We start from the raw sequence: 26,019 nt of genomic DNA, 5'->3' as shown, positions 1-26,019 counted from the left end.
CGCGCCCTGGTATCCGTCCCCCACGGCCAGGGCGCGGCCCTCTTCACGCAGCAGGGAGCCACCGTGAAGACCCGCCGCACCGAGACCATCGAGCGGAAGCGCCTCGTACCCCACACCGTCGACGGCGAGACCGAACTCGTCCTCGACACCGAGTACATCGAGGTCCCCGCACCACCCCGCGACTGGGACCAACTGGTCCGCATCGGCGTCACCATCGGCGCCTGCATCCTCGTCACCGTCGCCCTCGTCTGGAGCACCAGCGCGATCGGCGGACTCCTCGCCCTGTCCGTCGTCGCTGTCGTCGCCTACGCGGCAGCCGTCGCCTTCGACATGACATGGATCATGTGCATGGCCGTCGAGTGGCTGCTGCGCTACGACCCCGCCCGGGCCAAGACCGCCCGCCGCGCCGGCCGCTGGTCCCTCGTCGTGTCCATGGCCGCCGTGTTCGCGCACGGCTACGTCTTCGAGCAGCCGGTCATCGGCATCGTCGGGGCAGCCGTGTCCGCGCTCGCCAAGGGCGGGTGGGGCATCGCGATGCGCGTGCACGCCCGACCGCTCGACGACCGCACCCAGCAGTGGGTCACGAAGCGGCGCGCCGCGGTTGACGGCCAGCTCGCGATGATCCCGATCCGCCGCGAACTCCAGCGCGGTCAGGCCACTGTCGAGGCCGAACAGCGGACCCTCACGGAATCCGGATCCACGGATCCGGACCAGTCCGGACCGTCCGCGAACGGATCCGGACCGTCCGCGCCTCCGATCGACCGCAAGTCGCTGACCACGAAGGATGCGGTCCGGATCGCGTGGGAGGACGGAATCCGGGACCGGGACGGCGTGATCCACGACGCAGCGCAGCGCCTCGGACGACCGGTCTCTCCGGACAGCGTCGACCGCTACCTCCGCGACCTGAAGCGCGGCGCCTGATCCCTTTCCCGACCTCACCTCTTAGGACCGTCATGCTGCTCGTACTCCTCACCCTGGCCGCCCTCGCCCCCGGCATCGCCACCAGCTGGCTCCTGCGCCGCCACGGCCCCCTGATCGCCGTGCTCGCTGGCGCCGGTGTCGCGTTCGCGCTGCCGTTCCTCCTCGTCGTCTCGCTGGTCCTCTGCCCGCCGCTCGGCATCGTTCTCGCTGCGGGCGCCGGCATCGCCGCCCTGGAGGCGTACGACCGCGGCAAGGTCTGGATGGCCACGGCGTGGGCTGGCGTCATGGTCGTCGCGTCCGCGTGCGCCGGGTGGCCGCGATGACCAGCCGTAAGCCGATCACGCCCAGCCGGATCATCCCGGCCGGGCAGCCGCTGCCGCAGCAGCTTCCCGCCCCGGCCAGTCCGCCGCCCCCGCCTCCCGCTCCTCCGGCCCCTCCCGCGCTTCCGCCATGGTGGGCTGCCGGTCCTCCGCCTCCTCCGCCACCCCAGCCCGTCGACGTGTACGTCCACGTCGACATCGCCGTGGCCAGCACGGAACCCGATCCGGAACCAGCGGACCGCTGGTGGCACCGAATCCGGATCGCCTACAACGCCGCCTGCGCCGCCGCGGGCTTCGCGATCTGCGGGCCCTGGGCGTGGGTTCTCAACGACGTCCACAAGGACGGCCCGAACGGGCTAGCCGGCGCCTGGGTGATGGCCGTCATCCCGCTGACTGTCCTCGGGTTCCTCGACAACGCCCGCCAGGTCGAAGCGCGCTGCGCCAACCCGGATCTGTGGGCCCCGAAGTGGCGGGCCGCCCTCACCCGCACCCTGCTGTGGGCCGCCATCGAAGCGACCGCGCTCACCCTGCCCGTCGCCACGCTCGTCTACGTCCTGACCGGAGTACAGCCCGCGTGAACACCACCACTCTGGCCGCCGGCCAGTACACGACCACCGCGATCAGCACCGCCGGATTCGCCTTCGGACTCGCCCTGCTCGGCTCCGAACTGTGGCGCTGGCACAAGGGCGGCGCCAAAGCGGCCGGCCCCGGAGGACCGCCCGGCGCAGGAGGCGGCGCCAAGGACCCGAAGGCGCTGATCCCGCTCGGTAGCGGCATTGTCTGCGGCGTCCTGATGATCGCCTGCCCGGCCGGGCTGCTCGGGACTCTCGCCGGGTTCCTGCGCTGGGGCGGCAACAGCGTCGGGGACGTGGCCATGAAGTGGCTGACCGGCACCCCGTCTCAGCAGCTCGGCACCGCCGCCACGCCCCACATTGACGGGTACGGGGCCATCGTTGTTACCGCGATGACCGTCGCCCTGTGGTTCCTGCGGAAGGGGATCGCCAAGACCGTCAAGGGCAAGTGGTGGAAGGGCGTCCTGGTGGGCGTGCTGCTGTGCGTGTCCACCGGTACCGCCGCGCTGCTCGCCGACCAGATCGTGCAGGGTGCGAACGGGCTCGGCGCGTGGGCGATCAACGGGCTCGCGAAGGGGACGCTGTCGTGAGCGCCCCGTCGACTGTGCAGTGGCTGCGTACGGCCGTCCACCGGGTCGCGGTCGGCTCCCAGCGCCTCTCACTTCACCTCACCTCGCGGGCCCTTCACCGGGCCCGCGCGGTGTGGGACCGGGCCCGGGGGTGGCTGACCGCAGGGGAGGGGCTGGGACGGCTGCTGCGCGCGGCGGTGCTGGTGGGCGCGGCGGTGCTGCTCCGGAAGATCGGTACGGCCGTCGCGGTCGGCGTGTATCACCGTGTTGAGCACGGCGGAGCACCCTGGCTGCTGTGGGGTGGCGCGGCCTGCTGGGCGATCGCCGCCTACCGCGCGGGCGCCGAGGGGTGGGCTCCGAAGCGGCGACCCGCGCCCGAGCCCGACGATCCGCAGGAGGATGCCGCGCCCGAGACGGGGCCGGAGACCCCGGCCCCCACCGTGTGGCCCGTCTCGCCCATCGAACTGATCGCGGCAGTCCGTGACATCGGCACCCCACACGCACAGCTGAAGCCGCTCGCCGAGCACCTCCGCACGACCACCGACGCGGTGCGCGCGGCAGCGGCCGGGATGGGGTGGCGGGTGAAGGACGTGCGCATGGACGGCCGGTCGTCGTCCGCCGGGCTCCACTGGGACGAGTGCCCCTCCCCGGAGCAGGTCTACCCCCTATCCGGTGACGTCGGCGCAGGTCAGCCTGCCGACGACAACGACGACGACACGAGCGGGGAGGGGGTCCGAGAGGGGCTCGATGTACGGCGCACCGCTACCGGGCAGACGATGTACGACCTTGCCGAGCAGCACCGGATCACCGCCGTTCTCCGCCCCAAGAGGTGACCGGCCTGCCACACTGGAGTCTCGCGTCGGGTAGCGCCCGGCACCCTGAGGAACGGCCCCACCGCGCACCCCCGTCGCGGTGGGGCTTCCGCGTTCCCGGGGCGGACTGTCGGTGCCGGCCGCTACGATCCGGGCCACACACGCCACCGGGGGAAACCATGCATCGTCGCATCGCCGCACTCGCTACCGCCGCACTCGCGCTGGTCGGCTGCTCCAGCGGACACCACGATCCCGACCCGGCCGCTTGCCGGAAGGCAATCAAGGCTCAGTACGTGCCGGGTACGGCGACGTTGAAGGGGAAGCCGGGTAGGCCGAAGGCGTGTGACGGGTTGAGCGCTGATGAGGTGTCGGAGATCGCGTTGAGTGTGATCCAGGAGAACACGCAGTAGCCCGGTCGTGCAGTGGCCCCGCTCCGGTTGGTCCGGGGCGGGGCCGTCGTCATGCGGTGGGCGCCAAGGTTGGCAGCGCTGGGATCGTGCGGGCCAGCCATGAGCCCGGCTCGGTGGTGAAGTGTGGTGCCGCACTCGTCTCCCACCAGGTGCGCATGGCCATCGTGGCGTTGCGCTGGTTGGTGCGCTTGTCGGTGTACTCGACGAGGCGCTCCCCGGTGTTCCGCACGACGGTCCGGCCGCGCTTGCAGCCATCGGGGTAGTCGTTCCAGTTGATCCCAGCCTCGGCGAACAGCAGCTCCTGCATACCGCCGCTGCTCACTCCGTGGAGCCTCTTATGGGAGAACCGGGCTTGGGCCGCCATCGAGATCGAGTTGCGAACGGCATCCCGCTGCCGCCACAGGAAGTAGTTCGCCACCTCCACTGGGTCGGAGAGGGTGAAGACCCGCGAGTCGAAAAGGGCGCGGGCGCCGGGCCGACGCTCATTGAGGACAGCCGTGGCGAGCGCGGCCGAGATGCTGAGCTGCTTGGCGACGACCCCGCCGAACCACGGCTCGGTCTGCTCGCTGGCGAAGTCGGTGACGAGGATGCTGATCTCGTCGGACTGCGTGTAGGCGAACACGCTGCCCGTGATCTCGGCGCAGAGGGATTCGGCGACGGCGTCCATGTCGGCCATGAACCCCTCGTCGAACGGGCGCTCGCAGCCACGCAAGTAGGAGTGGAAGGCGCGGCCGTCGAGGCGCAGCAGGGTGTAGGTGCGGCGCGGCAGCAGGGCGCGGTAGGTGGTCTCGTACGCCTTCATGCGGTCGCCGAGGGCGGTGGTGTCGCTCATCGGTTGGTCTCCTCGCCGCCCGCCGGGCGCTCCGGCAACTGGGCACGCAACTCGTCGAGCGCCTCCAGCGCAGGGACCAGCTTCGGCTCACCAAGCGGCGTGGTCGTAGCCTCGCTCGTCCAGCTTCCGGCGTCGGGGCGCTTCGGCATGGTCGCGCCCGGGCGGCGCAGGTACCAGGCGATCAGGTCGTTGATGGCGCCCGCGCGGTCTGTGCCCTGCACCTTGGCGGCGGCGAGGAGGTCGCTCCAGTCGTCGTCTCCGATGCGGACTGATCGGTGCTGGGTCTTGGGCTTGTTCGGCATGGGGTTCAGCCTAGCGGGTGTACGTACAGAAAGGTAGGGCGAGAGGGTTGCGGTGTACGTACACCAAGCGCTACGGTGTACGTACACCAAGAACGAGGGAGCCCAAGATGATCGCCACCAGCCGCACCCGCCGCGCCACCCTCAAGACCCGCACCCGCACCCAGCGCGCCGCCGCGAAGATCCGCCGCGCCGGACAGGGCACCCTCGCCACCCACTGCATCGCCGCTGGGCTCGGCGTCCGCGAGGCGCGCACGGTGGCCAGCTCGCTGCGGAAGAACGCGGCCAAGGCCAACGTCACCGGAACCCCCGGCACCAGCTACACCCACGGCCGCGCCCGCCAGTGCACCCGCTACACCCCCGCCGAGGTCGCCGCCATCGCCGTCATCTACCGCCCCCGCAAAGCCGCCTACAAGACGGCCGCCGCCAAGCTCGCACTCGCCGCCTGACTGGAAGAGACGCACGTGACCAACCCCAAGTCGGCTCTGCCGCAACGCTTCTGGGACAAGACCCGCTCCGAGGACACGGGTTATGCCACCCCGTGCCTGTCTTGGACAGCCAGGAAGGAGTTCGGGTACGGCCGATTCTTCTGGGAGGGCAAGACCCGGCGAGCCCACCGCGTCGCCTATCAGGTGCTCATCGGCCCCATTCCGGATGGCCTCATTCCCGATCACCTGTGCCGCAACCGCGCCTGCGTGAACGTGGAACACCTCGAACTGGTCACACATCGCGAGAACACGCGGCGGGGCGAGAGCCTCGCCGCGCAACGGGCCCGGGCCACCCACTGCCCGGCCGACCACGAGTACACGCCAGGGAACACCTACGTTCAGCCGGGCAGCGGGCAACGGAGGTGCCGGACTTGCAAGCGCCGCCGCGACCGCGAGAGTAGGCGCCGCACCTGACCCGTCGCACGGCAGAGGGCCCGATCCCGGGAACACCACACGGGAACGGGCCCTCACACGTGCGCCCGCCTCCCAGCCCGCACGCGCCGTTACCATCACACCATGACAACCGGTAACGAGCCACCCGTACCGGCCGAGCCCGACCCCACACCGCCCGGCCCCACCAACGACGGCGAACACCCCAACTGGGAACGCCCCCGCAACGGCATGGGCCGCTTCCAACGCACCCTCAAATCCGTCCGCCGCGACGCCGCCACCGCCGAATACCTCGCCGACCACCCCGGCACCACCTACGACCAACTCGCCGAACGCTTCGGCTACTGCCACCGCAAAGACGCCTACAACGCCGTCCTCCGCGCGAAAGCCGACATCGCCCGGCCGGCCATCACCAAGCTGATCGGCGACGAATCCGTTGAGCTGGACGCCCTATACGCGGAGGCCTGCGCCATCCTTCAGCGCCGCCACATCACCGTCTCCCACGGCAAGGTCATCACGTGGCTCAACCCGGAGACTCAACAGGAGGAGACGCTCCTCGACGACGGACCCAAGCTCGCCGCGATCCAGGCCGCGCTCCGCATCCGTGAGTCGTATCGCAAGCTCCACGGCCTCGACCAACCCGCGCAGGTCGCCGTGTCCGGCAGCGTCAAGTACGAGGTCGTCGGCGTAGCAGAGGAGGATCTGACGTGAGCAAGCACGGACCCTGCGCCCTCCGCGTGCACCCCGGCATCCACGTACCAGCCACGGCCTGGTGGCACGGGCCGAACGGTCACCACACCACGCTGTGCACGTCCTGCCTGAACTTCTGGTTCGACAACGCCGACGACGACCCCGACCTCGAACCCGCCGCGTGGGGCTGGCTCATCCCGCCCGAACCGCCGGCCGCCGACATCGCCGCGTGGGCCCGCGACCCGCGCAACCATGGCGCGGTCGCCGAGGTACTGCGGCGTGAAGCCCGCATCCGGCCGGACTGGCTGCGCCACTTCCTCAACCGCGAAGACCGGGCGCGCGGTGGCGGCCGCCTGGTACTGCGGTGACGACCGCGCTCGACCAGGACGTCATCGTCCGGTACGAACCCCGCGGCGCCGCGCGCCAGCTGTTCAAGTCCCGCGACGACGAGCTGGTCATCGCTGGACCCGCCGGCACCGGCAAGAGCCTGGCGGCCCTCTTCCGCCTGCACCTCACCGCCCTGCACAACCCGAACATCCGCTGCCTCATCGTCCGCAAGACCGCGGTGTCGCTGACCTCGACGACGCTCGTCACCTTCGACAAGAAGGTCGCCGCCGACGCGCTCAGCCGGCGCATCGTCTCCTGGTTCGGCGGCAACGCGCATGAGGCCGCCTGCTACCGGTATTCCAACGGGAGCCGCATCGTCGTTGGGGGGATGGACAAACCCGAGAAGATCATGTCCGCCGAGTACGACCTCGTCTTCGCCGACGAAGCCACCGAACTGACCATCGCCGACTGGGAAGCCATCTCCACCCGCCTCCGCAACGGCGTCCTGTCCTGGCAACAGCAGATCGCCGCCTGCAACCCGGGCCACCCCACGCACTGGATCAAACTCCGCTGCGACGCCGGCGAGGCAACCATGCTCGTCTCCCGGCATCGCGACAACCCCGCCTACATGCACGCCGACGGCACACCCACCGAGAAGGGCGTCGCCTACTTCAAGAAACTCGACCGGCTCACCGGCGTCCGCAAGGCCCGCCTCCGCGACGGCGCCTGGGCTGCGGCCGAAGGCCAGATCTTCGAGGGCTGGGACGACGCCGTCCACCTCGTCGACCCGTTCCCCATCCCCGAGGCGTGGACGCGCTGGTGGACCGTCGACTTCGGGTTCACCAATCCGTTCGTTCTCCAGTGCTGGGCCGAGGACAGCGACGGCCGCCTGTTCCTGTACCGGGAGATCTACCGTACGAAAAGGCTGGTCGAGGACCACGCCCGCGACATCCTCCGCGCGGTCCGCCGCTGCGTGACGTGCTGCAAGTCGAAGGCCGCCGACCACGACTGCCACACCTGCAAGACGTGCGTACTGGAGTGGACCGAGCCCCGGCCGCGCGCGCTGATCTGCGACCACGACGCCGAGGACCGAGCCACCCTCGAACGGCACCTGGGTATGGGCACGCAGGCCGCGCACAAGTCCGTGTCCGACGGCATCCAGGCAGTGCAGTCCCGCCTCAACCCGGCGGGCGACGGCCGGCCCCGCCTGTTCATCGTGCGGGGCGCGCTCGTCGAGCGGGATCCGCTGCTGGAGGAGGCGTCACTGCCGATGTGCGCGACGGACGAGGTCGGCGGCTACGTGTGGGCGGTGAAGCCGGGCAACGCCGGCGGGCTGAAGGAGGAGCCGGTGAAGAAGGACGACCACGCGATGGATGCGCTCAGGTACATGGTCGCGGAGCGGGATCTGGGTGGGCGACCACGGATGCGCTGGCTGAACTAGCTTGTGGGATACCTACAACAGTCCGCGACAGCGAAAGGACGGCCGTGACTCGACGGAAGATGCCAGTGCGCAGGTGGATGCAGGGATTGAATAGGGCTATGCCGGTTGTGCTTGACACGTCTGGCGTTATGCTGTTGTCGGGTTCCGCCAGTCTGTTCTTTGGGATGGCTGCCGGAGTGGCCGCACTCGGCGTCGGCTGCGTCGTCCTGAACTGGCGGTTCTACAACACGTAGAGGGGAGGGGCAGGTGGCCAGAACCCTCCTCGGCGCGATCCTCAACCGCACCGCCACGGCCACCACGAACACCCCGGTTCCCTTCACCAGCCGCGCACAGTCCTATGCGGGCGGCCTCTTCGGCAACCGCACCGCCGAAGGCCAGATGCGGGCCATGTCGAGCGTGGGCACCCTCTTCGCGATCGTCGACCGCACCTCCAACGCGACCGCCCTGGTCGACTGGAAGTTGTGGCGCAAGGCCAAGTCCGGCCGTGTAGAAGACCGTGTCGAGGTCACCTCCCACGCCGCGTTGGAGCTGTGGAATCGGCCCAACAAGTTCATGCCGCGGCAGGAGTTCGTCGAGTCGTCCACGCAGCACTACGACCTCACGGGCGAGACCGAGTGGGTCATCGCACGCGCGCCCGGCGTGAAGATCCCGCTGGAGATGTGGCCCGTCCGCCCCGACCGCATGACCCCGGTCCCGGACCGTGAGACGTTCCTCAAGGGCTGGGTGTACACGTCGCCGGACGGCGAGCAGGTTCCGTTGGAACTGGACGAGGTCATCCAACTGCGCCGGCCCAACCCGCTGGACCCGTACCGCGGCCTGTCGCCGGTGCTGTCGATCCTCCCCGACCTCGACACGTCGAGGTATGCGGCGGAGTGGTCGCGGGCGTTCTTCCTCAACTCGGCACAGCCCGGCGGAATCATCGAGGTTCCGGTGCACTTGCAGGACCACGAGTTCGACGAGATGCGCGACCGGTGGGCCGAGCAGCACAAGGGTGTCGGCAACGCGCACAAGGTCGCCATCGTCGAGTACGGCGCGAAATGGGCGGACAGGACGATCTCACAGAGGGACATGCAGTTCGTCGAGCTGCGGGGCGCGACGAGCACCGCGATCCGTGAGGCGTACGGCATCCCGAAGTTCGCGATCGGTGACCTCGACGACGTGAACCGGGCGACCGCCGAGGCGGCGAAGGCCTGGTTCGCGGAGCAGCTCACGATTCCCCGTCTGGAGCGGATCAAGGGCGCGCTCAACAACGAACTGCTGCCCATGTACGGGCCGATGGGCGACGGCCTGGAGTTCGACTACTGCGACCCGGTACCGCCGGACACCACGGTGGAGGCGGAGCAGCTGACGGCCCGCTCGAACGCGGCCGCCGCGCTTGTGAACGCCGGCTATGACCCGAAGGGCACGCTGTCCGCGGTCGGCCTGCCGGACATCCCCTTCTCCGGAACTCCCGCCACGCGCGCCATCGCGCCGGCGCCGCAAGCCGCGTGGGACGACGCGGTCGCCGGGCTCCTCGGCAAGCAGAAGAAGACGAGGGACGACGAATGATCAAGCTGCCTTCCACGGTCGCCTCCTTCGCCGCCAAGCAGCGCGCCAAGGCCGACAAGGTGCGCGCACAGCACGGCATCGAGGCACAGCCCTGGTACCGCATCACCAACGCCGCCGACCCCGACGAAGCCGAGCTGCTGCTGTACGACGAGATCGGCGGCTGGTGGGGTGCGAACGCCGAGGACTTCATCGCCGAACTCGCGCAGGTGACGGCACCGAACCTGCGGGTGCGCATCAACAGCCCCGGCGGCAGTGTCTTCGAGGGCATCGCCATCGCCAACGCGCTCCGCTCGTTCGCGGGCACCGTGACCTGCCAGGTCGACGGCATCGCCGCCTCGATCGCCTCGGTCATCGCGATGGCTGCGGACCGGGTCGAGATGGCCCCGCAGACGATGCTGATGATCCACGACGCGTCGGGGCTCTGCTACGGCACCGCTGCCGAGATGGAGGAGATGGGCGAACTCCTCGACCTGCTCAGCGACAACATCGCCGACGCCTACGCGGCGCGCGCCGGCGGGACCCGCGAGCAGTGGCGCGACCTCATGCGGGCCGAGTCCTGGTACCTGCCGGACGACGCCGTCGAGGCTGGCCTGGCGGACGAGGCGATCCTGACGCCGAAGTCCGGTGAGCCCGTACCCGAGCCTGTCGAGCCGAACGATGACGAGGCCGAGCCGGAGATGCGGCGCGAGTTCGACTTCGCCGCGTATGGCTACAAGGGCCCCCGCCGCGAGGACCCGACTGCGGAGGCCGGGCTGACGGAGGACATCCGCGGCCTGATCGGCGAGGAAGTCGCCACGCAACTTGCGGCTGTGGTCGCCCCGCCAGCCAGCGAGCCCGCCGCCGAGCCGGAGCCGGTCGAGCCCGAACCAGTGGCAGAGCCGGGGCAAGCCAACACCCCGTGGGGCGCCGCCATCGCCCGGCTCGCGCAGCCCCAAGACCCGTGGGCCGCATCCGTGGCCCATCTGTCCACCCCCAAGGCGTCGTCCAGCGCGGCGACGGAAGCAGCCTGAAGGAGGCACCTGTGGCAAAGACCCTGACCACGCCGCGCAACGGCACCGAGCTGAAGGAAATGCTCGGCGACGACGCGACCCGCGCTGAGATCCTGGCCAGCCAGGACTCGCTCACCGACTTCATCGAGACGTACGCGAACAAGCAGCAGGGCGACGGCACCGACATCCAGCGCCTCGTCGACGAGGGCATCCAGAAGGGCTGGGCCGAGTTCCTCAAGGCCAACGGCGAGGACGTCAAGCGGCCCGACCTGAGCAACTCGCGCCTCGACCCGTACGCCACCGCCAATACCACCCTTCAGGGCCGTGGCCTGTACAACAAGGCCGCCGAGGGCGCCAAGGTCGACGGCCTGTTCAACAGCTCCGGTGAGCTGTTCCGGGCGATCGCTCGGACCGGCGGCGACGCCAACACCGCCGAGATGTCGGGGAAGCTCGCGCAGCTGAAGAACTTCAGCTCCGACATCCCGTCCGACGGCGGCTATCTCATCCCGGAGACGCTGCGCTCCGAGCTGCTGCGCGTCTCCTTGGAATCCGGCGTCGTCCGGCAGCGGGCCCGCGTCATCCCGATGGAGACGCTGCGGGTGCCGTTCCCGGCGATCGACTCCACCACCAACGTCAACAGCGTGTACGGCGGCATCGTCGGCTACTGGACCGAAGAGGGCGGCCAGCTCACCGAATCCCAGGCCCGCTTCGGCAGGGTCATCCTGGAGGCCCGCAAGCTCACCGGCTTCGCGAAGGTCCCGAGCGAGCTGATGAACGACAGCCTCGTTTCCTTCAGCGCGTTCATCGACCAGATGTTCCCCGAGGCCATGTCGTTCTTCGAGGACATCGCGTTCCTCACCGGTGACGGAGTAGGCAAGCCCCTCGGCGTCCTCAACGGCAACGCCGCAGTCACCGTCACCCGCAACACCGCCTCGCACGTCAAGTTCGAGGACATCATCGCCATGTACGCGCGGATGCTCCCGCAGTCCCTGTCGCGTGCCGTCTGGGTCATCTCGAACAACGTCCTCCCCGAGCTGCTGAACCTGCGCATGGTGCAGCAGAACGTCGCAGGGACCGAGAACGTCGGCGTGGCGTCGCCGGGCCTGCTTCTCCCGGGCGGCCAGGCCATCGGTGCCCCGCAGATGACGATGCTGGGTCTGCCCATCGTCATCAGCGAGAAGGTTCCCGCGCTCGGCACGTCGGGCGACATCAGCCTGATCGACTTCGGTTTCTACTTGCTCGGCGACAGGCAGGTCATGCAGGCCCGCCAGTCCGAGGAGCGGTACTTCGAGACCGACGAGATCGCCTTCCGCATCATCGAGCGCGTCGACGGCCGCCCGTGGCTGCAGTCCGCGATCACCCCCGCCAACGGCGGCTCCAGCCTGTCCCCGATCGTCAAGCTCTCCTGACCGAGCGCACCAGAACCAGGAAGGAACACCAGCATGGCCATGGAAGCTCTGGGGCGCCTCGTCGACGTTTGCATCGGCGCAGCCCCCGTCGACCTCTCTGCCGCTGCTGTCACCGGCAAGCGCGTTGCGCTGAAGGGCTGCGGTGGTCTCACCATCGTCGTCTTCAAGGGCGCTGGTACGGCTGCTGACGACCCGACGTTCACCCTGCAGCAGCACACCGCCGCATCGGCCGGCACCAGCTCATCTCTGCCGATCATCGATCACTACTACCTCAAGGACGCCGCGACTCTGGCGGGTACCGAGGCGTGGACCAAGGTGACCCAGACTGCCGCGGCGACGATCGTCGACCCGGGCGGAGTGGGCACCAGCGCGGAGCACCAGCAGATCCTCGCGATCGAGGTCGACGCGGCGCAGCTGTCGGACGGATACACGCACGTGTCGCTGAACTGCGCGGACGTCGGTACGAACGCGCAGCTTGGCGCGATCCTCTACCTCCGGCGTGACCTGTTCGTGGCGCGGGCGCCGCAGGCTCTGGCGGCGTCGCTGTGAGCTTGTGGGTCTGCCTGGACTGCACGGCGGCGTATTCGGTCGGTGCGCCGCTGTGCCCCGAGTGCGGGTCGGAGCGCCACGCCGAGGAGGGAACGGCGGCGGCGTTTGGTATCCAGCACGGCGTTCCGATCGACATCGAGGAGGACGACATGCCGAAGATCACCCGCCACGGCGGGGCGAGCGTCGCGGGCGAAGAGCCTGCGGCGGACGAGGCAGAGGGCGGTGAGGACGTATCAGCTGGCGCGGATACCTCGACATCATCCGAGACGCCATCGGAGAAGCCCGAGCTGAACGAGAAGCAGGACCCATCGCCTGCCCGAACGACGGCGAGCCGCTCCGCGAAGGGCCGCACGGGCAAGGGCTCTACTGCCCCTTCGACGGATGGCGGCCAGACGGAAGCTACATCGGAGACCGCCTCCGCTGACGAGTAACCCACCACGCGCGACGACGAGTTCGGAGAGGAGGACGGCATGACGGCAGTCGGCTACACCAGCACCACCGGCGGAATCCGCGAGACGCGGCTGCCGTCCCCCTCTCCTGCGGGGGGTGTGCGCCGTGGGTAGCTCCCTCGACACGAACACATCCCCGGACGGCATCTTCTACGCCACCCGCGAAGACGTCATGGGCGCCTTCGACATCAAGCAGACGACCCGCAACCGCCGGTACATCGACCAAGCCCTGGAGTCCGCTTCCCGCAGCGTTGAGGGCCTGTGCCACCGCCGCTTCTACCCGGTGCTGGCCACCCGCTACTTCGACTGGCCGCCCCGCGCGGGGATGACGCCGTGGATCCTGCGCCTCAACGATCAGGAACTGGCCTCGGTCACCTCGATCATGTCGGGCGGCCGGACCATCACGGCGGACGAGTACAACCTCGAACCCAACACCAGCGGGCCGCCGTTCAACCGCGTCGAGATCAAGCTGTCCTCGGACGGCTCGTTCGGCGGCGGCGACACCTACCAGCGCGACATCCAGATCGCTGGCGTGTGGGCCGGCGCACCCGTCACCGAGACGAGCGTGGGCGCGGTCGCCGAGGCCCTCGACGCCACGGAGACCGCGGTGGACGTCACCGGCCCCGTGTCGGCGGCCGTCGGTGTCGGATCAATCCTGCGAGTCGACGACGAGCGCATGATCGTCACCGAACGAAGCCAGCTCAACACCGGCCAGACCGGCACCCTCGGCGGCAGCAAGAGCGACGTCACGCTGCCCGTCGTCAACGGTGGCGCGTACGCCGTGGACGAGGTTCTCCTCCTCGACGCCGAACGCATCCGCATCGACGACATCGCAGGCAACACCCTCGCCGTGGAACGCGCCTACGACGGCACAGTCATCGCCGCACACACCGGGGCGGCGATCTACGCCCCGCGCACGCTCACCGTCACCCGCGGCGTACTCGGAACCACCGCCGGCACCCACGCCTCCGACGCAGCGATCTACGAGTGGCGGTCGCCCGGCCTGGTGCGGCAGCTGACGAAGGCGGAGGCGATCACGCAGCTCACGCAGGAGCGGTCGGGCTGGTTCCTGAAGGCGTCCACCTCGGGGAACTCGGCGGGGAAGGTCTCCGCCGACGCCCTCGCCACCCTCCGGGACCAGACGTACACCACGTACGGCCGCAAGGCCCGATTGAGGGCGGTGTAGTCGTGGCGACGTTCGGCATGAACCTCAAGCTGAAGGGCCCCGTCGTCGAGGGCCGCGGTCCCGCGCTCGTGAAGGTGATGACGCGGGTCGCGCTGGAGGAACTCGCGGACTACACCCGCTACGAGGTCCTCTCCCAACTCGATGCGGTGCTGGTCAACCCGACGGGCTACTACGAGTCGCAGGTGAAGGCGGAGCCCAAGGGGCCCGGCATCTACAGCGTCAACGACTCCGGTGTCATCTACGGGCCGTGGCTCGAAGGCATCGGCTCCCGCAACGCCCCCGTCACCAAGTTCGAGGGCTACCACACGTTCCGGATCGTCCGGGGCCGCATGGCGCAGAAGGCCCACGCCGTCGCAGAGGCGGCCATCGCGCGGCAGATGGGGATGCTGCGATGACCCTCGACATCCGCACGATCCTCGACGCCGTCGAAACCCACGCGCTCGCCTCCGGGTTCTTCCAGGCGGTCAACGGCCACGAACCCAAGTCGGCGCCGCAGAGCGGCATCACGGCGGCCGTCTGGGTCGAGCAGATCGGCCCGGCGCGCGGCGGCTCCGGCCTCGACGCGACGTCGGTACGGCTGGCTCTGTTCGTACGCCTGTACACGCCGATGACGCAGCAGCCCGAGGACGGCATCGACCCCGACCTGATGACCGCCCTCGACGCGCTGATGGCCGCCTACAGCGGCGACTTCACCCTCGACGACCTGGTCCGCGAGGTCGATCTCCTCGGCAACTACGGCGATCCGCTGTCGGCGCGCGCCGGCTACCTGACGACGTCGGGAGCCGAATACCGGGTGTTCACGATCACCCTCCCCCTCATCGTCAACGACCTCTGGGAGCAGGTGGCATAGGTGGCAAAAACCTCGGGCCTCGGTGACGCCCTCTACATTTCCGGCAACGACCTCTCCGGCGACATCACCGCCGTCGGCAACGTCGGCGGCGGCCCCGCCGCACTGGAGAACACCGGCATCAACAAGAGCGCCTACGAACGCATCGGCGGCGAACGGGACGGCCGCCTGGAAGCCACCAGCTGGTGGAACCCGACCGGCGCGCACCCGGTACTGGCCGCGCTGCCCACCACGGACGCCCACGAAATGTTCACCTGCGGCACCGCGCTCGGCAGCCCGGCCGCGTGCATCGTTGCCAAACAGGCCAACTACGACGGCACGAGGGCGAACGACGGCAGCTTCACCTTCGCCACGTCCTCGCAGGCCAACGGGTACGGCGTGGAGTGGGGGAACCTCCTGACGGCCGGGCAGCGCGTCGACACCGCAGCGACGCTCGGTACAGGCGTCGACTTCGGGGTGGGCTCGTTTCCGCTGTTCAACGGGCAGGCCCTGTTCGGGGCGCAGGCGTATTTGCAGGTGTTCGCGTTCACCGGCACCGACGTCACGGTCAAGGTCCAGGACTCGGCCGACAACATCACGTTCGCGGACGTCGCGGGGATGACGTTCACCGCCGTCACCGCAGCCCCCGGGGTGCAGCGCATCGCGACCGCCTCCAACCAGACCGTGCGCCGCTACCTGCGCGCCGTGACCACCACCAGCGGCGGCTTCACCTCGGCGACGTTTGCAGTCGCGGTGGCCCGCAACGACGTCTCGACGGTCTTCTGAGGAGGCGCGTGATGCAGAGCGTGAACCGTATCGAGCCCGAGCTGGGGGCCGGCGCCTTCCAGACGTACGAGATCCGCGCCCCGCGCGACGTACGGCTGCGGTCGGCGTGTGAGCAGACCGGCTGTCCGGCGTGGCGGCAGGGGTGGGAGTCCGTCATCGACGAGTCCACGCCGCTCGGCCAGGGCCAGGCCGCGTACATCCGCACCCGGTCGGGGCGGACGTTCCGGGAGCAGAAGAACGGCGCCGGGCTGACGGTGTTCCGCTTCGAGTCGGGGCAGCGCTGCTTTGCCGAGCACCGTACGCGGCCGGACATCTACCTCGTCCGCGACGGCGACTGGCGGGGCAACCCGACCGGGCGGCAGCGGCAGCACACGCGCCCGGAGGACTGGGTGGAGGACATGGCCGGGTCCTTGGACGCGGTCAGGACGGGCAGAGAGCGCGGATGACCGACATCCACCGCGATCCAGCTAATTCAGACAGAAAGGTGTAAGTCATGGCAAAGCAGTCAGGATTGGGCTGGACCACGCTGTCGGTGGACGACGCCGCGGGCACCCCGCGCGACATCCGCAACGACATCACCAACCTCCAGTGGGCCATGCCCCGAGGCGTCCAGGACATCACCGGTATCGACAAGAGTGCGATCGAGCGACTGCTGCTCCTCGCCGACTTCTCGATCACCCTCAACGTCGTGGCGAACTTCGCGACGAACCAGGAGCACGACGTCTTCAAGACGGTGTCGTCCACCTCGGTCGCCCGTACGACGTCCATCGGGATCGGCGGCAAGACCCTCGCCAACGAGGTCCTGTACACCGACTACCCGCTCCAGCGGTCCAACAGCGGTGAACTCACGGCATCGGTGCCGGGCGTTTTGGCTGATGGCGCAGTGCCTACCTGGGCTTAGGGAAAACTTAGGTGGCAGCCCAGGTAGAATTCAGCTATGCGAATGGCTGACTGCCACCCAGACCGCCCATATATGGCAAAGGGACTCTGCAACCTCTGCTATCAGCAGCAATATGACAAGACGCGCAGCACCGATCGCAGGAGAAAGGACCCGAGTGAGTACGCAGCGAACTACCGAAAGCCACCTGTCAAACCCGCTCGGATTCCCGACTGCCACCCGGACAGCAAGCATGCGGCGATGGGAATGTGTAGGGCTTGCTACCAGAAAGCGCGGAGGAAGGCTGGCCCTGGCAATGCAACATGCCATCCAGACCGCCCCATGCTCGCTCGTGGGCTCTGCCACCAGTGCTACGCGAAGGACCGCTACTGGGACGATCCGGAGAAGTACCGCCAGGAAGCCCGCAAGTACGGGGCTGAGAAGCGCAAGCAACTCCGTGACGAAATGGTCCAGGCGTACGGCGGCCGATGCGCTTGCGCGAACTGCCCGGAAACCAACCCGGCTTTCCTCACCCTCGATCACATCAATGGCGACGGGAAGGCGCACCGTATGAAACTCGGCAGCCATACATATGCAGACCTGCGCCGCAGGGGATGGCCCAAGGAGGCCTACCGCCTCCTTTGCTGGAACTGCAACGCCATGACGCGCGGTGGGCGTACCTGCCCGCACGAGAAAGGAGCCTGATCGTGGGCTACGAGCGCAACCCGAAGATCTACCACCTGAAGTTCGTGGACGGGGAGTACGAGGGCCTTGAAGTCCGCGTGCGGTCCCTGAGCATGAAGCAGCTCCTCACCCTGCGCACCGGGAAGGGCGAGGAGGGCCGCGACGGCACCGAGACCGCCGTCCGGTTCCTCGCCCAGCGGATCGTCGACTGGAACCTCACCAGCGACGGCACCCCGGTGCCGCCGACGCTCGACGCGATCCTCGACGAGGACGACGACTTCGTCCTCGCGATCATCAACAAGTGGACCAACGCGGTCAGCGGGGTGAGTGACCCTTTGCCCGACAGCTCGCCCTCTGGCGAGCCGTCGCAGGAGGCGTCGATTCCGATGGCACCCCTGTCAGAGAGCCTCGCGAGCTGACCTACGCGAAGTTGATCCTCGGCCTCGCCGACCGCTGGCACCGCCTGCCGTCCGAGATCGAGAACGAACCCGCCGAGACGTGGCGCCTGCTGGAGATCGAGCGATTGGGGGTGAACCCGGATGAACGTAGTGGAGATCCTGATCACGGCTAAGGACCTCTCGGGTCCCGCCATGACTCAGTTCAACCGCAAGGTGGAGACCACTAGCGCGGGAATGAAGACGTTCCACAAGACGGCGCTCGTCGCCGGTGCCGGGCTCGCCGTCATCGGTGTTGAGGCCGTCAAGATGGCGTCGAAGTTCGACTCCAGCATGACGCTGCTGCACACGCAGGCCGGTGTGGCGCAGAGCAAGATGGCCGGGCTGAAGTCGGGTGTTCTCGCGCTGGCGGGGAAGGTCGGGCAGGACCCCGACAGCCTGTCGGAGGCTCTGTTTCACGTCGAGTCGAACTTCGAGTCGATGGGCATCAGCAGCAGCAAGGCCCTGAAGCTGACGGAGACCGCGGCGAAGGGCGCCACCACCGGCCACGCCAAGCTCGTCGACGTCACCAACGCGCTGACCGCCGCTGTCGCCTCCGGGATCCCTGGCGTGCAGAACATGGACCAGGCGATGGGCGTGCTGAACGCCACGGTCGGCGTCGGCGACATGAAGATGCAGGACCTCGCCTCCGCGTTCGGTAGCGGAATGGTTGCCACGGTGAAGGGCTTCGGCCTGTCCATCACCGACGTCGGCGCCGCGCTCGCCGTGTTCGGCGACAACAACATTCGCGGCGCGCTCGCGGGCAACCAGCTGCGCATGTCGGTGATGGCGCTCGCCAAGCCGGTAGCGGGCGGTGCGGACGCGCTGAAGAGCATCGGCCTCCAGACGAACACCCTCGCCACAGACATGCAGAAAGGCGGCCTCAAACTCGCGCTGGAAGACCTCGTCGCGCACATGCACGCGGCGGGCATCTCCTCGAAGCAGCAGGGCCAGATCATCACGGACGCGTTCGGCCGGAAGGCCGGCGCCGGTCTGAACATCCTGGTCGGGCAGATGGACCGGCTGGAGTCGAAGTACCCGGCGTTGGAGAAGGGCGCGAAGGGCTTCGGGCAGGCGTGGGCGGATACGCAGAAGACGTTCGCGTTCCAGATGAAGGCGTTGCAGGCGTCGTTCGACGCTCTGATGATCAGCATCGGGGAGAAGATCATCCCCCCGCTGAGTTCGTTCGTGTCGCTGATGCTGGAGCACAAGAGCGCGACGATCGCGGTCGTCGGAGCCCTGGGGGGACTGCTGGCGGCGACGGTGGCCGTGTCGGCGGCGATGAAGGTTGCGGCGGCGGCGTCGATGCTGTGGGCTGCGGGTGGGAAGGCCGTCGCCGTGCTGTCGGGTGTCTTCGAGAGTGTCGCGCTGAAGGCCATGTACATGCGGTCAGCGTTCGTCGCGGCCGGTGGCGGTGTGGCCGGGCTGAAGCTTGCGTTCGCCGAACTCGGGGCGGTCGGGAAGGCTTCCATCGTTATTGCCGGTCTCGCCCTGGTGGCTGTGGCCGTCGCAAAAATCGCCGACCTGGGGAAGAGCGCACCGCCCGACATCGACAAGTTGACCACATCGCTGGAAGGCCTCGCGTCGTCGGGGAAGTTCTCCGGCGAATTGCAGAAGACATTCGGCAGCATGGACGGCCTGATCGACAAGGTCAAGCTGCTGAACACGGAGACCGAGAAAGCGAAAAACCCGGGCGTTTTCGGATTCCGCATTCCCGGCCTCGATGATGCGGCCGACTCCGTCACCAACACGATCAACAACATGGCCAAGGGCAAGAACTCGCTCGACTCATTGAAGGGCGATTTCAAGAGCCTCGACCAGTCCCTTGCCGGGATGGCGTCCGGAGGGCATGCCGCAGCTGCGGCCCACGACTTCGACATGATGCGCACCGCCCTGAAGGGTGCCGGCGTGTCCACGAAGGACATCAACGCGCTCTTCCCGAAGTACACGAGCGCGCTGTCCGGGCTGAAGGCTGACCAGGAGGCCACTGCCGCGTCGATGGGCCTGTTCGGGCAGAAGGCCGTGCAGACGCAGGCGGCGCTGGACGCGGAGTCGCAGGCGGCGGAGGGCCTGCGGCAGTCGATCGAGGCCCTCAACACGGTTCACCGAGGCGCGTACGACGCGGAGACAGCGTTCTACCAGGCTATGTCTGACGCCAAGAAGGCTGTGAAGGACAACGGCCACACGCTCGATATCAACTCGGATGCGGGCCGTAAGAACCGCGATGTCCTTTCCCAGCTGGCGGCGAAGACAGAGGACTTCGTCGACAAGAAGCTGAAGGAGAAGGTGTCGTGGGAGCAGGTCGACAAGACGTATAAGCAGGGCCGCCAGTCGTTGATTGACACCGCTATTGCGATGGGCGATACGAAGAAAGAAGCGACGGCTCTCGCGGACGAGCTTTTGAAGGCCCCGGATGCCAAGAAGTTCAAGGTCTCGGTGGACAAGAAGGGCGCCGAGTCTGATCTGAATGCGTTCAACGCGGCGGTGAAGAAGTCGCCGGGCAAGAAGTCGGTGACGTTGTCGGCGTTGTCGGGCGGCGCGGAAACGGTGCTGAAGTCGCTGGGTTTCAAGGTTCAGCACTTGAAGGGCGGCTCCGTCAAGATCACGGCGAAGAACGGGCAGGCCCTGTCCGGGATCTCCAACGTCGCGAACGCCCTGAACGCTCTCGACGGCAAGACGGCAACCACGTACACGATCATGAAGACGGTGACGTCGAACGCGGGGACCGCCTTCCACGAGGGCGGTAAGTACGCCGCCGGCGGCCCGGTAACCGGTGGCTCCGGCACGCAGGACGACGTGCCGATCCTCGCCATGGGCGGCGAGTTCATGGTGAGCAAGGGCCCTGCGCAGAAGCACCGTCAGTTGCTGGAGGCCATCAACGAGGACCGGCTTCCGCGCTTCGCGAAGGGCGGCACGGTCAAGCTCACGGCGGCGCAGCAGGCGGAGAAGGACGCGCGCGGCCAGCTGCGGAGCGAGTTCGGGATCTCCTACTTCGGGCGGGCCGCCGGGTATCAGCGCACACCGTTCGAGCACGGGCTCGCCGCCCCGTCCGACGTGGGCGGCCTCGTGGAAGCGCTGAACAAGGCGGCCTCGGAGATCAAGGCGGCGACGCACGGCCGGACCGAGACGCACCTGCTGAAGGAACTCGACTCCGTCGGCAAGTCCCTGATCAAGCACGAGCAGGCCCTCAACAAGGTCACCCACTCGCTGGACGCCGCGAAATCCAAGCTCGACAACCTCAAGTCCAGCGCGTCCCAGCTGGCTGACGGCGTGAAGTCGGGGGTGCTGTCGTCGGCGAACATCACGCAGGGCGCGTCGGGGCAGACCGTGTCGGTCGCCTCGATCATGGGCGGCCTCACCCAGTCCCGGGACCAGGACACGGCGTTCGCGGACGCGCTGAAGGGCCTGAAGGCGAAGGGCCTCAACTCGGGCCTGTTGCAGCAGATCGCGGAGGCCGGCGTCAATGGCGGCGGCATGGAGACGGCGGGCGCCCTGCTGGGGGCGTCGTCGTCGGAGATCGGCTCCCTGAACAGCCTTCAGTCGCAGATCAACAAGGCGGCATCGTCTGCCGGGCAGACCACGTCGGATGCGGTGTACGGGGCGCAGATCCGGGCGCAGGACAAGCTGGTGAAGTCGCTGGGGAAGCAGCAGGCCAGCCTGGAAAAGACGATGAACCACCTCGCGTCGGTGATGGAGAAGTCCATCTCGAAGGCGGTCGGGCGGAAGGCGTCGGGCGGCATCGTCGGGATGGCGGCATCGGGCGGTGTGCGTGGCGGTCTGACGTGGGTGGGTGAGCACGAGCCGGAGCTGCTGGAGCTGCCGGTGGGCTCGCGGGTGCATTCGGGCCCCGACTCGCGGCGGATGGCGGCCGGCGGGGGCGGCCGCTCGGATCGGCCGATCGTCATCCAACTCGCGATCGGTAAGCAGCAGTTCGGTGAGGTGTGGGTCGACGTCGGCCGCGAACAGGTGCGGTCGCGGGGCTCGATCGAAGCGACGTTGAAGCCGCCACGCGGCAGGTAACAGGAGAGGAGCAGGGCTGATGCCCTTCATCACATGGAACGGGCCCGCGCCGACAACGGCGGCTCAGGCGAGCGTCACGACCGGCACGGCCATCAAGACGATGCTGCAGCTGGCGACTCCGGCGTCGCGGCAGATTCAGCTGCTGGAGTGGGGATGGTCGTCGGACGACCCGCCCGGCGCGGATGGCGTCATCGAACTGCTCCAGACCGATGTTGCTGCGACGGTGACCGCGCACGCGGCGTCCGGGGTACAGAACCTGGACCCGAACGGGGTGGCGTCGCTGCTCACGCTGGGCACCTCGGCGACCGGCTACACGGGGACGGTGGAGGGCTCGACGACGGCGACCCGCACGTTCGATGCGATCTCCTTGTCGTCGGTGTCGGGCGAGTCGGGCCTGTCGTACGTGCGGCAGTGGATGCCGGACGCCCGCCCCATCATCCCCATCAGCAAGTTTCTGCGGGTGAGGGCGACGACTCCGACCACGGCGATCGACCTGCGCTGCTACATCGTCTTCAACGAGGTCGGCTGACCTATGCCCGCCATCGCCCCGCTCGTTGCCGCGTGGAAGCGCCGCGCCCGCAACCTGCCTGGCCCGCTCGCCGGGACGGGGGAGGTGTCGAACGGGCGGCCCGTACAGGTGGAGCTGCTCGTGGCCGGCGTGTGGGTCGACATCACCGACCCCTACGTCATGGTCCGGGATGACGGCGGCCAGATCTCCATCACGTACGGCATTCAGGGCGGGGAGGGCTCGCAGACCGACCGGGCGCAGGCCCAGTTGCAGCTGAAGAACGGCGACGGCCGGTTCACCCCACGCAACCCGTCTGGTGCGTACTACGGCCTCATCGGGCGCAACACGCAGATGCGGATCAGCGTGCCGGACGGCAACGGCGGCAAGGACTACCAGATTTGGGGCGAGGTCACTTCGTGGGCCCCGAACTGGGACGCCTCGGGCAACGACGTGTGGTGCGACGTCACCGTCAACGGCATCATGCAGCGCCTGGCGCAGGGCCCGGCACCGGAACGGTCGGTGATCTACACCGCGATCACGAACCCCACCAGCACGAACCTGATGGCGTACTGGCCGATGGAGGACGCCACCGGCGCAACATCGCTGGCGGCGGCGCTCACGTCGGGCTCGCCCATGACGTGGACGGGGACACCTACCCTCGCGTCGTACGCCGACCTCGCCGCGTCGGACCCGCTGCCCGACATCAGCGGCGCCGTCCTGTCTGGGGGCGTCCCCAAGTACGCCGACCCCACCGCCACCCAGGTCAGGTTCCTGGCCCACATCCCAGCGGCCGGGCTGTCGGACGGCAAGGTGCTGTGCTCGATCGACCAGGTCGACTACAGCGCGGGCTCAGCGCAGTTCTGGGAGGTGTACTACAGCACGACGGACGCCACGAACTCGCTGGTCCTGCGCACCTGCGCGTCGGACGGAACGTTCCTGGGCATCCAACTACCGTCGACCGTTGACGTCCGTGGCCGCCTCCTCTATGTGTCCGTGGAGCTCCAGGAGTCCGGGACTGCCATCACCCGCCAGTTGCAGCTGAAGGACGTCCTCACCGGCCACGTCTACAGCGTGTCCGACAGCCAGGCCCTCACTCAGCTCACCCGCGTCACGAAGGTGCAGTTCGGTCCTGCTGCTCGCGCTACGTCGGGGCCTGCGTCTACGCAGTTCCTGCCGGGGGTGGCGGTCGGGCACTGCACGGTCGAAAACCGGATTACGGCGATCGACGCGCTCGGCGTGCGGCTGAATCCGGTCGGCGAGGTAGCCGGCCGCCGTATCCAGCGCCTGTGCGGGGAGCAGGCGATCGCCTTCGACTGGGTGGGCGACCTGGACGACACGGTGGCGCTCGGCGCGCAGAGCAAGCAGAACTTGCTGACGTTGGCGCAGGAGTCGACGCTCGCGGACGGCGGCCTGCTGTACGAGACGACCAACGTGTTGGGCCTCGGCTACCGCACCCGCGCGTCCCTGTACAGCCAGGACCCGGCGATCGTCCTCGACTACACGGGCTTCAACCTCGCCGCCGTGCCGGTGCCGGTGGAGGACGACCGCAACGTCCAGAACCGGGTCACGGTCACCGTCGCCGGGGTCTCCCAAACCTATGAGGCGACGACCGGCACCTTGTCGACGGCCGCGGTGGGCGTGTACGGCGACACTGGCGGCGTCACCCTGAATCTGGCCAGCACGGACGACAACACACTGTTGGACCAGGCGGCTTGGCGCGTCCATCTCGGCACGGTCGATGAGGCCCGCTACCCGCAGATCTCGGTGAACCTCGCCCACTCCTCCATCACCCCGGCGATGCGCCGCGCGATCCTGGCCCTGCGGCTCGGGGACCGCCTTCAGATCATCAATCCGCCGGCGGCGTGGCTGCCGCCGGACACGATCGACCAGCTCATCCTCGGCACATCGGCGACCATCACCCACTTCGAGCACCGCATCACCTTCGTGTGCGCGCCCGCCAGCCCGTACACGGTCGGCTACCTCGACAGCACGGCCGCCCGCATCGACATCGACTCCCAACTGCTGACCGCGATCGGCACCGGCGACACATCCATCGACGTCATCCCCGCCGCAGGGCAGGCGGACCTGTGGACCACCGACACCGCAGAGTTTCCGTTCGACCTGCGCACGGGTGGCGAGGTCATGCGGGCCACCGCCTGCACGCCGAAGGTCACCGACACGTTCACCCGCTCCGTCTCCAGCAACTGGGGCACACCCGACTCCGGAAGCACCTGGACCACCACCGGCGGCAGCGCCTCCGACTACGCGGTCGACGGAGCTTCCGGCGTAGCCACCTTGTCGACGACCGACGTATCCCGCCGCACCTCCATCACCGCGGCAGGCCCGGACTTCGACCTCTACTGCGACATCACCACCAGCGCACTCGCCACCGGAGACAGCCTGTACGGGGCGGTCACCGCCCGCATGCAGGACTCCAGCACCATGTACATGGCCCGCCTGGAGTTCACCACCTCCAACACGGTGGTTCTTCTCCTGCGGCGTCTCCTCGCTGACGCCACCACCGACCTTGGCACGTACACGGTCCCCGTCACCCACGTCGCCGGCACCTATGTGCGGGTGCGGTTTCAGGGGGCGGGCAGCGCGTTGAAAGCGAAGGCGTGGGCGGCCACAGACGCGCTGGAGCCCCCGGAGTGGCACATCGCCGGCACCGATGCGGGGATCAGCCCCGCCTATTCGATCGGTACCCGGTCGATCAGGGTCACCGGGAACACGAACGCCGCTTCAGTGGCGATCCAGTACGACAACTACCGGCTGATCAACCCGCAGACGATGACCGTCACCCGCAGCATCAACGGCGTCGTCAAAGCCCACACCGCGGGCGAGGCCCTCTCGCTCGTCCACCCCACCCCCCTCGCCCTGTAAGGAGGCACCCGTGGCTGAGGCCTATCCCACGTTCCTCGGCGGCCAGCGCATCACCGCCGCCCTGCTGCGCTCCGCACAGGAGCAGGTGGCCCGTAAAACCTCGGACACCAGCCGGGCCGCGACGACCGTCACGGCCGCGGACCCGCACCTTCAGTTCGAGGTGGCCGCGAACGCGGTCTACGTGTGCGAGGGCTGGCTCAAATACGACTCGCCCACCGCCGCGGACCTGAACCTGGACTGGTCGGGGCCCGCCGGAGCGCTCGGCGAGTGGACGGCGATCGGCGCCGGCCACTCGCCGGTCATCGGCTCGAACAACACGCCAGCCTTGATCACGGACACGCCGGATGCGCGTGGCTATCTGATGCGCGTGGAGACCAACGACGTGTTCTCGGCCCGTTCGTTCGGTGGCCTCGGTATCGGCGGGGTGCCGATCACCCTGCACATCAAGACGACGCTGCGGGTCGGCTCGACGGCGGGAACGTACTCGCTGGACTGGGCCCAGCTGACCAGCAACGCCTCCGCGACCACTCTGTACACCGACTCGTGGCTGCGCCTGCTGCGCATCGCCTAGGAGACCTCATGGCTACATCACTCATCCGAGTCCAGGTCGACGGATTCGACACCAGCCGGCCGGGCGATCCGGTGGCGAGCGTGACGCTCAGCGGGCTCGTCCTGCAGGCGGGCGAGACGGCGCTGTGGGCGTTTGTCGACGACGTGGCGGCGCTGGTAGCGGCGGCGCAGAACGTGGACACCGTGAAGACCACCAAGTTCGAGACCGTCTCGACAGTCCTGTGAGCAGG

30 protein-coding genes are annotated in these 26,019 nt (G+C 68.5%); 28 read left to right on the top strand and 2 right to left on the bottom strand.

Features of this window, described 5'->3' with window-relative positions; translation table 11 throughout:
- Positions 1-63 precede the first annotated feature (63 nt).
- From ACGFY9_RS13990 to ACGFY9_RS13970, 5 genes are read left to right on the top strand one after another with little or no spacing between them, the layout of a single operon-like run.
- A complete protein-coding gene (locus ACGFY9_RS13990) occupies positions 64-921 on the top strand; it encodes a protein transporter Sec31 (RefSeq protein WP_393753961.1) in 858 nt (285 codons plus the stop codon).
- A 32-nt stretch (positions 922-953) separates the two neighbouring features.
- Positions 954-1,244, top strand: coding sequence for a hypothetical protein (locus ACGFY9_RS13985; protein WP_393753960.1), 291 nt, complete (start codon positions 954-956; stop codon positions 1,242-1,244).
- Positions 1,241-1,819, top strand: a complete 579-nt coding sequence (locus tag ACGFY9_RS13980) for a hypothetical protein (RefSeq protein ID WP_393753959.1) — start codon at positions 1,241-1,243, stop codon at positions 1,817-1,819. The genes ACGFY9_RS13985 and ACGFY9_RS13980 overlap by 4 nt, the downstream gene beginning before the upstream one ends.
- Positions 1,816-2,403 (top strand): hypothetical protein, encoded by a 588-nt coding sequence (locus ACGFY9_RS13975; RefSeq protein WP_393753958.1) that lies wholly within the window; start codon positions 1,816-1,818, stop codon positions 2,401-2,403. The genes ACGFY9_RS13980 and ACGFY9_RS13975 overlap by 4 nt, the downstream gene beginning before the upstream one ends.
- Positions 2,400-3,215, top strand: coding sequence for a hypothetical protein (locus ACGFY9_RS13970; RefSeq protein WP_393753957.1), 816 nt, complete (start codon positions 2,400-2,402; stop codon positions 3,213-3,215). Before ACGFY9_RS13975 ends, ACGFY9_RS13970 begins: the two co-directional genes overlap by 4 nt.
- Positions 3,216-3,653: 438 nt before the next feature.
- Here ACGFY9_RS13970 and ACGFY9_RS13965 read toward each other — a convergent pair whose 3' ends face one another.
- Together ACGFY9_RS13965 and ACGFY9_RS13960 are read right to left on the bottom strand one after the other, a co-directional pair.
- A complete protein-coding gene (locus tag ACGFY9_RS13965; protein WP_393753956.1) occupies positions 3,654-4,436 on the bottom strand; it encodes a tRNA(His) guanylyltransferase Thg1 family protein in 783 nt (260 codons plus the stop codon).
- On the bottom strand, positions 4,433-4,738 hold the full coding sequence (locus tag ACGFY9_RS13960; protein ID WP_393753955.1) for a hypothetical protein: 306 nt from the start codon (positions 4,736-4,738) through the stop codon (positions 4,433-4,435). Before ACGFY9_RS13960 ends, ACGFY9_RS13965 begins: the two co-directional genes overlap by 4 nt.
- A 107-nt stretch (positions 4,739-4,845) precedes the next feature.
- Here ACGFY9_RS13960 and ACGFY9_RS13955 point away from each other — a divergent pair, with 107 nt between their 5' ends.
- The 23 genes from ACGFY9_RS13955 to ACGFY9_RS13845 all read left to right on the top strand — a co-directional run bounded on the left by ACGFY9_RS13955 (position 4,846) and on the right by ACGFY9_RS13845 (position 26,014).
- Positions 4,846-5,184, top strand: a complete 339-nt coding sequence (locus ACGFY9_RS13955; protein ID WP_393753954.1) for a hypothetical protein — start codon at positions 4,846-4,848, stop codon at positions 5,182-5,184.
- A gap of 15 nt (positions 5,185-5,199) precedes the next feature.
- Complete coding sequence (locus ACGFY9_RS13950; RefSeq protein WP_393753953.1) at positions 5,200-5,637, top strand: HNH endonuclease signature motif containing protein; 438 nt, start codon at positions 5,200-5,202, stop codon at positions 5,635-5,637.
- Positions 5,638-5,739: 102 nt separating this feature from the next.
- The gene (locus ACGFY9_RS13945; RefSeq protein ID WP_393753952.1) at positions 5,740-6,324 is read left to right on the top strand and encodes a hypothetical protein; all 585 of its coding nucleotides are present in this window, start codon (positions 5,740-5,742) and stop codon (positions 6,322-6,324) included.
- Positions 6,321-6,671, top strand: a complete 351-nt coding sequence (locus ACGFY9_RS13940; RefSeq protein WP_393753951.1) for a hypothetical protein — start codon at positions 6,321-6,323, stop codon at positions 6,669-6,671. Before ACGFY9_RS13945 ends, ACGFY9_RS13940 begins: the two co-directional genes overlap by 4 nt.
- On the top strand, positions 6,668-8,071 hold the full coding sequence (locus ACGFY9_RS13935) for a phage terminase large subunit (protein WP_393753950.1): 1,404 nt from the start codon (positions 6,668-6,670) through the stop codon (positions 8,069-8,071). Before ACGFY9_RS13940 ends, ACGFY9_RS13935 begins: the two co-directional genes overlap by 4 nt.
- Positions 8,072-8,317: 246 nt before the next feature.
- On the top strand, positions 8,318-9,619 hold the full coding sequence (locus ACGFY9_RS13930) for a phage portal protein (protein WP_393753949.1): 1,302 nt from the start codon (positions 8,318-8,320) through the stop codon (positions 9,617-9,619).
- Complete coding sequence (locus tag ACGFY9_RS13925) at positions 9,616-10,629, top strand: head maturation protease, ClpP-related (protein ID WP_393753948.1); 1,014 nt, start codon at positions 9,616-9,618, stop codon at positions 10,627-10,629. The genes ACGFY9_RS13930 and ACGFY9_RS13925 overlap by 4 nt, the downstream gene beginning before the upstream one ends.
- An 11-nt stretch (positions 10,630-10,640) precedes the next feature.
- Positions 10,641-12,017 carry a phage major capsid protein gene (locus ACGFY9_RS13920; RefSeq protein ID WP_393753947.1) on the top strand — a complete coding sequence of 459 codons (1,377 nt, stop codon included), beginning with the start codon at positions 10,641-10,643 and terminating at the stop codon, positions 12,015-12,017.
- Between the two features lie 33 nt (positions 12,018-12,050).
- Positions 12,051-12,566, top strand: a complete 516-nt coding sequence (locus ACGFY9_RS13915) for a hypothetical protein (RefSeq protein WP_393753946.1) — start codon at positions 12,051-12,053, stop codon at positions 12,564-12,566.
- Positions 12,563-12,997 carry a hypothetical protein gene (locus ACGFY9_RS13910; RefSeq protein WP_393753945.1) on the top strand — a complete coding sequence of 145 codons (435 nt, stop codon included), beginning with the start codon at positions 12,563-12,565 and terminating at the stop codon, positions 12,995-12,997. Before ACGFY9_RS13915 ends, ACGFY9_RS13910 begins: the two co-directional genes overlap by 4 nt.
- Positions 12,998-13,121: 124 nt before the next feature.
- Positions 13,122-14,201, top strand: coding sequence for a hypothetical protein (locus ACGFY9_RS13905; protein WP_393753944.1), 1,080 nt, complete (start codon positions 13,122-13,124; stop codon positions 14,199-14,201).
- A 2-nt stretch (positions 14,202-14,203) separates the two neighbouring features.
- The gene (locus ACGFY9_RS13900; protein WP_393753943.1) at positions 14,204-14,596 is read left to right on the top strand and encodes a hypothetical protein; all 393 of its coding nucleotides are present in this window, start codon (positions 14,204-14,206) and stop codon (positions 14,594-14,596) included.
- Positions 14,593-15,051: a hypothetical protein gene (locus tag ACGFY9_RS13895; protein WP_393753942.1), complete on the top strand. Its 459-nt coding sequence runs from the start codon at positions 14,593-14,595 to the stop codon at positions 15,049-15,051. The genes ACGFY9_RS13900 and ACGFY9_RS13895 overlap by 4 nt, the downstream gene beginning before the upstream one ends.
- Positions 15,052-15,813, top strand: a complete 762-nt coding sequence (locus ACGFY9_RS13890; protein WP_393753941.1) for a hypothetical protein — start codon at positions 15,052-15,054, stop codon at positions 15,811-15,813.
- Positions 15,814-15,824: 11 nt separating this feature from the next.
- A complete protein-coding gene (locus tag ACGFY9_RS13885) occupies positions 15,825-16,259 on the top strand; it encodes a hypothetical protein (protein WP_393753940.1) in 435 nt (144 codons plus the stop codon).
- A gap of 47 nt (positions 16,260-16,306) precedes the next feature.
- Positions 16,307-16,714, top strand: coding sequence for a hypothetical protein (locus ACGFY9_RS13880; RefSeq protein ID WP_393753939.1), 408 nt, complete (start codon positions 16,307-16,309; stop codon positions 16,712-16,714).
- A 318-nt stretch (positions 16,715-17,032) separates the two neighbouring features.
- Positions 17,033-17,395, top strand: a complete 363-nt coding sequence (locus ACGFY9_RS13875) for a hypothetical protein (RefSeq protein WP_393753938.1) — start codon at positions 17,033-17,035, stop codon at positions 17,393-17,395.
- A 2-nt stretch (positions 17,396-17,397) separates the two neighbouring features.
- Positions 17,398-17,793 (top strand): hypothetical protein, encoded by a 396-nt coding sequence (locus ACGFY9_RS13870; RefSeq protein ID WP_393753937.1) that lies wholly within the window; start codon positions 17,398-17,400, stop codon positions 17,791-17,793.
- Between the two features lie 129 nt (positions 17,794-17,922).
- Positions 17,923-21,828 carry a phage tail tape measure protein gene (locus tag ACGFY9_RS13865; protein ID WP_393753936.1) on the top strand — a complete coding sequence of 1,302 codons (3,906 nt, stop codon included), beginning with the start codon at positions 17,923-17,925 and terminating at the stop codon, positions 21,826-21,828.
- 19 nt (positions 21,829-21,847) lie between these two features.
- Positions 21,848-22,357 carry a hypothetical protein gene (locus ACGFY9_RS13860; protein ID WP_393753935.1) on the top strand — a complete coding sequence of 170 codons (510 nt, stop codon included), beginning with the start codon at positions 21,848-21,850 and terminating at the stop codon, positions 22,355-22,357.
- Between the two features lie 3 nt (positions 22,358-22,360).
- A complete protein-coding gene (locus ACGFY9_RS13855; RefSeq protein ID WP_393753934.1) occupies positions 22,361-25,219 on the top strand; it encodes a hypothetical protein in 2,859 nt (952 codons plus the stop codon).
- A 10-nt stretch (positions 25,220-25,229) separates the two neighbouring features.
- Positions 25,230-25,790 carry a hypothetical protein gene (locus ACGFY9_RS13850; protein WP_393753933.1) on the top strand — a complete coding sequence of 187 codons (561 nt, stop codon included), beginning with the start codon at positions 25,230-25,232 and terminating at the stop codon, positions 25,788-25,790.
- A gap of 8 nt (positions 25,791-25,798) precedes the next feature.
- The gene (locus ACGFY9_RS13845; protein WP_393753932.1) at positions 25,799-26,014 is read left to right on the top strand and encodes a hypothetical protein; all 216 of its coding nucleotides are present in this window, start codon (positions 25,799-25,801) and stop codon (positions 26,012-26,014) included.
- Positions 26,015-26,019: the final 5 nt, after the last annotated feature.

The sequence above is a fragment of the Streptomyces sp. NPDC048504 genome, assembly GCF_043200035.1.
GTDB lineage: Bacteria > Actinomycetota > Actinomycetes > Streptomycetales > Streptomycetaceae > Streptomyces.
This window is presented reverse-complemented; position numbering and strand designations above follow the sequence as displayed.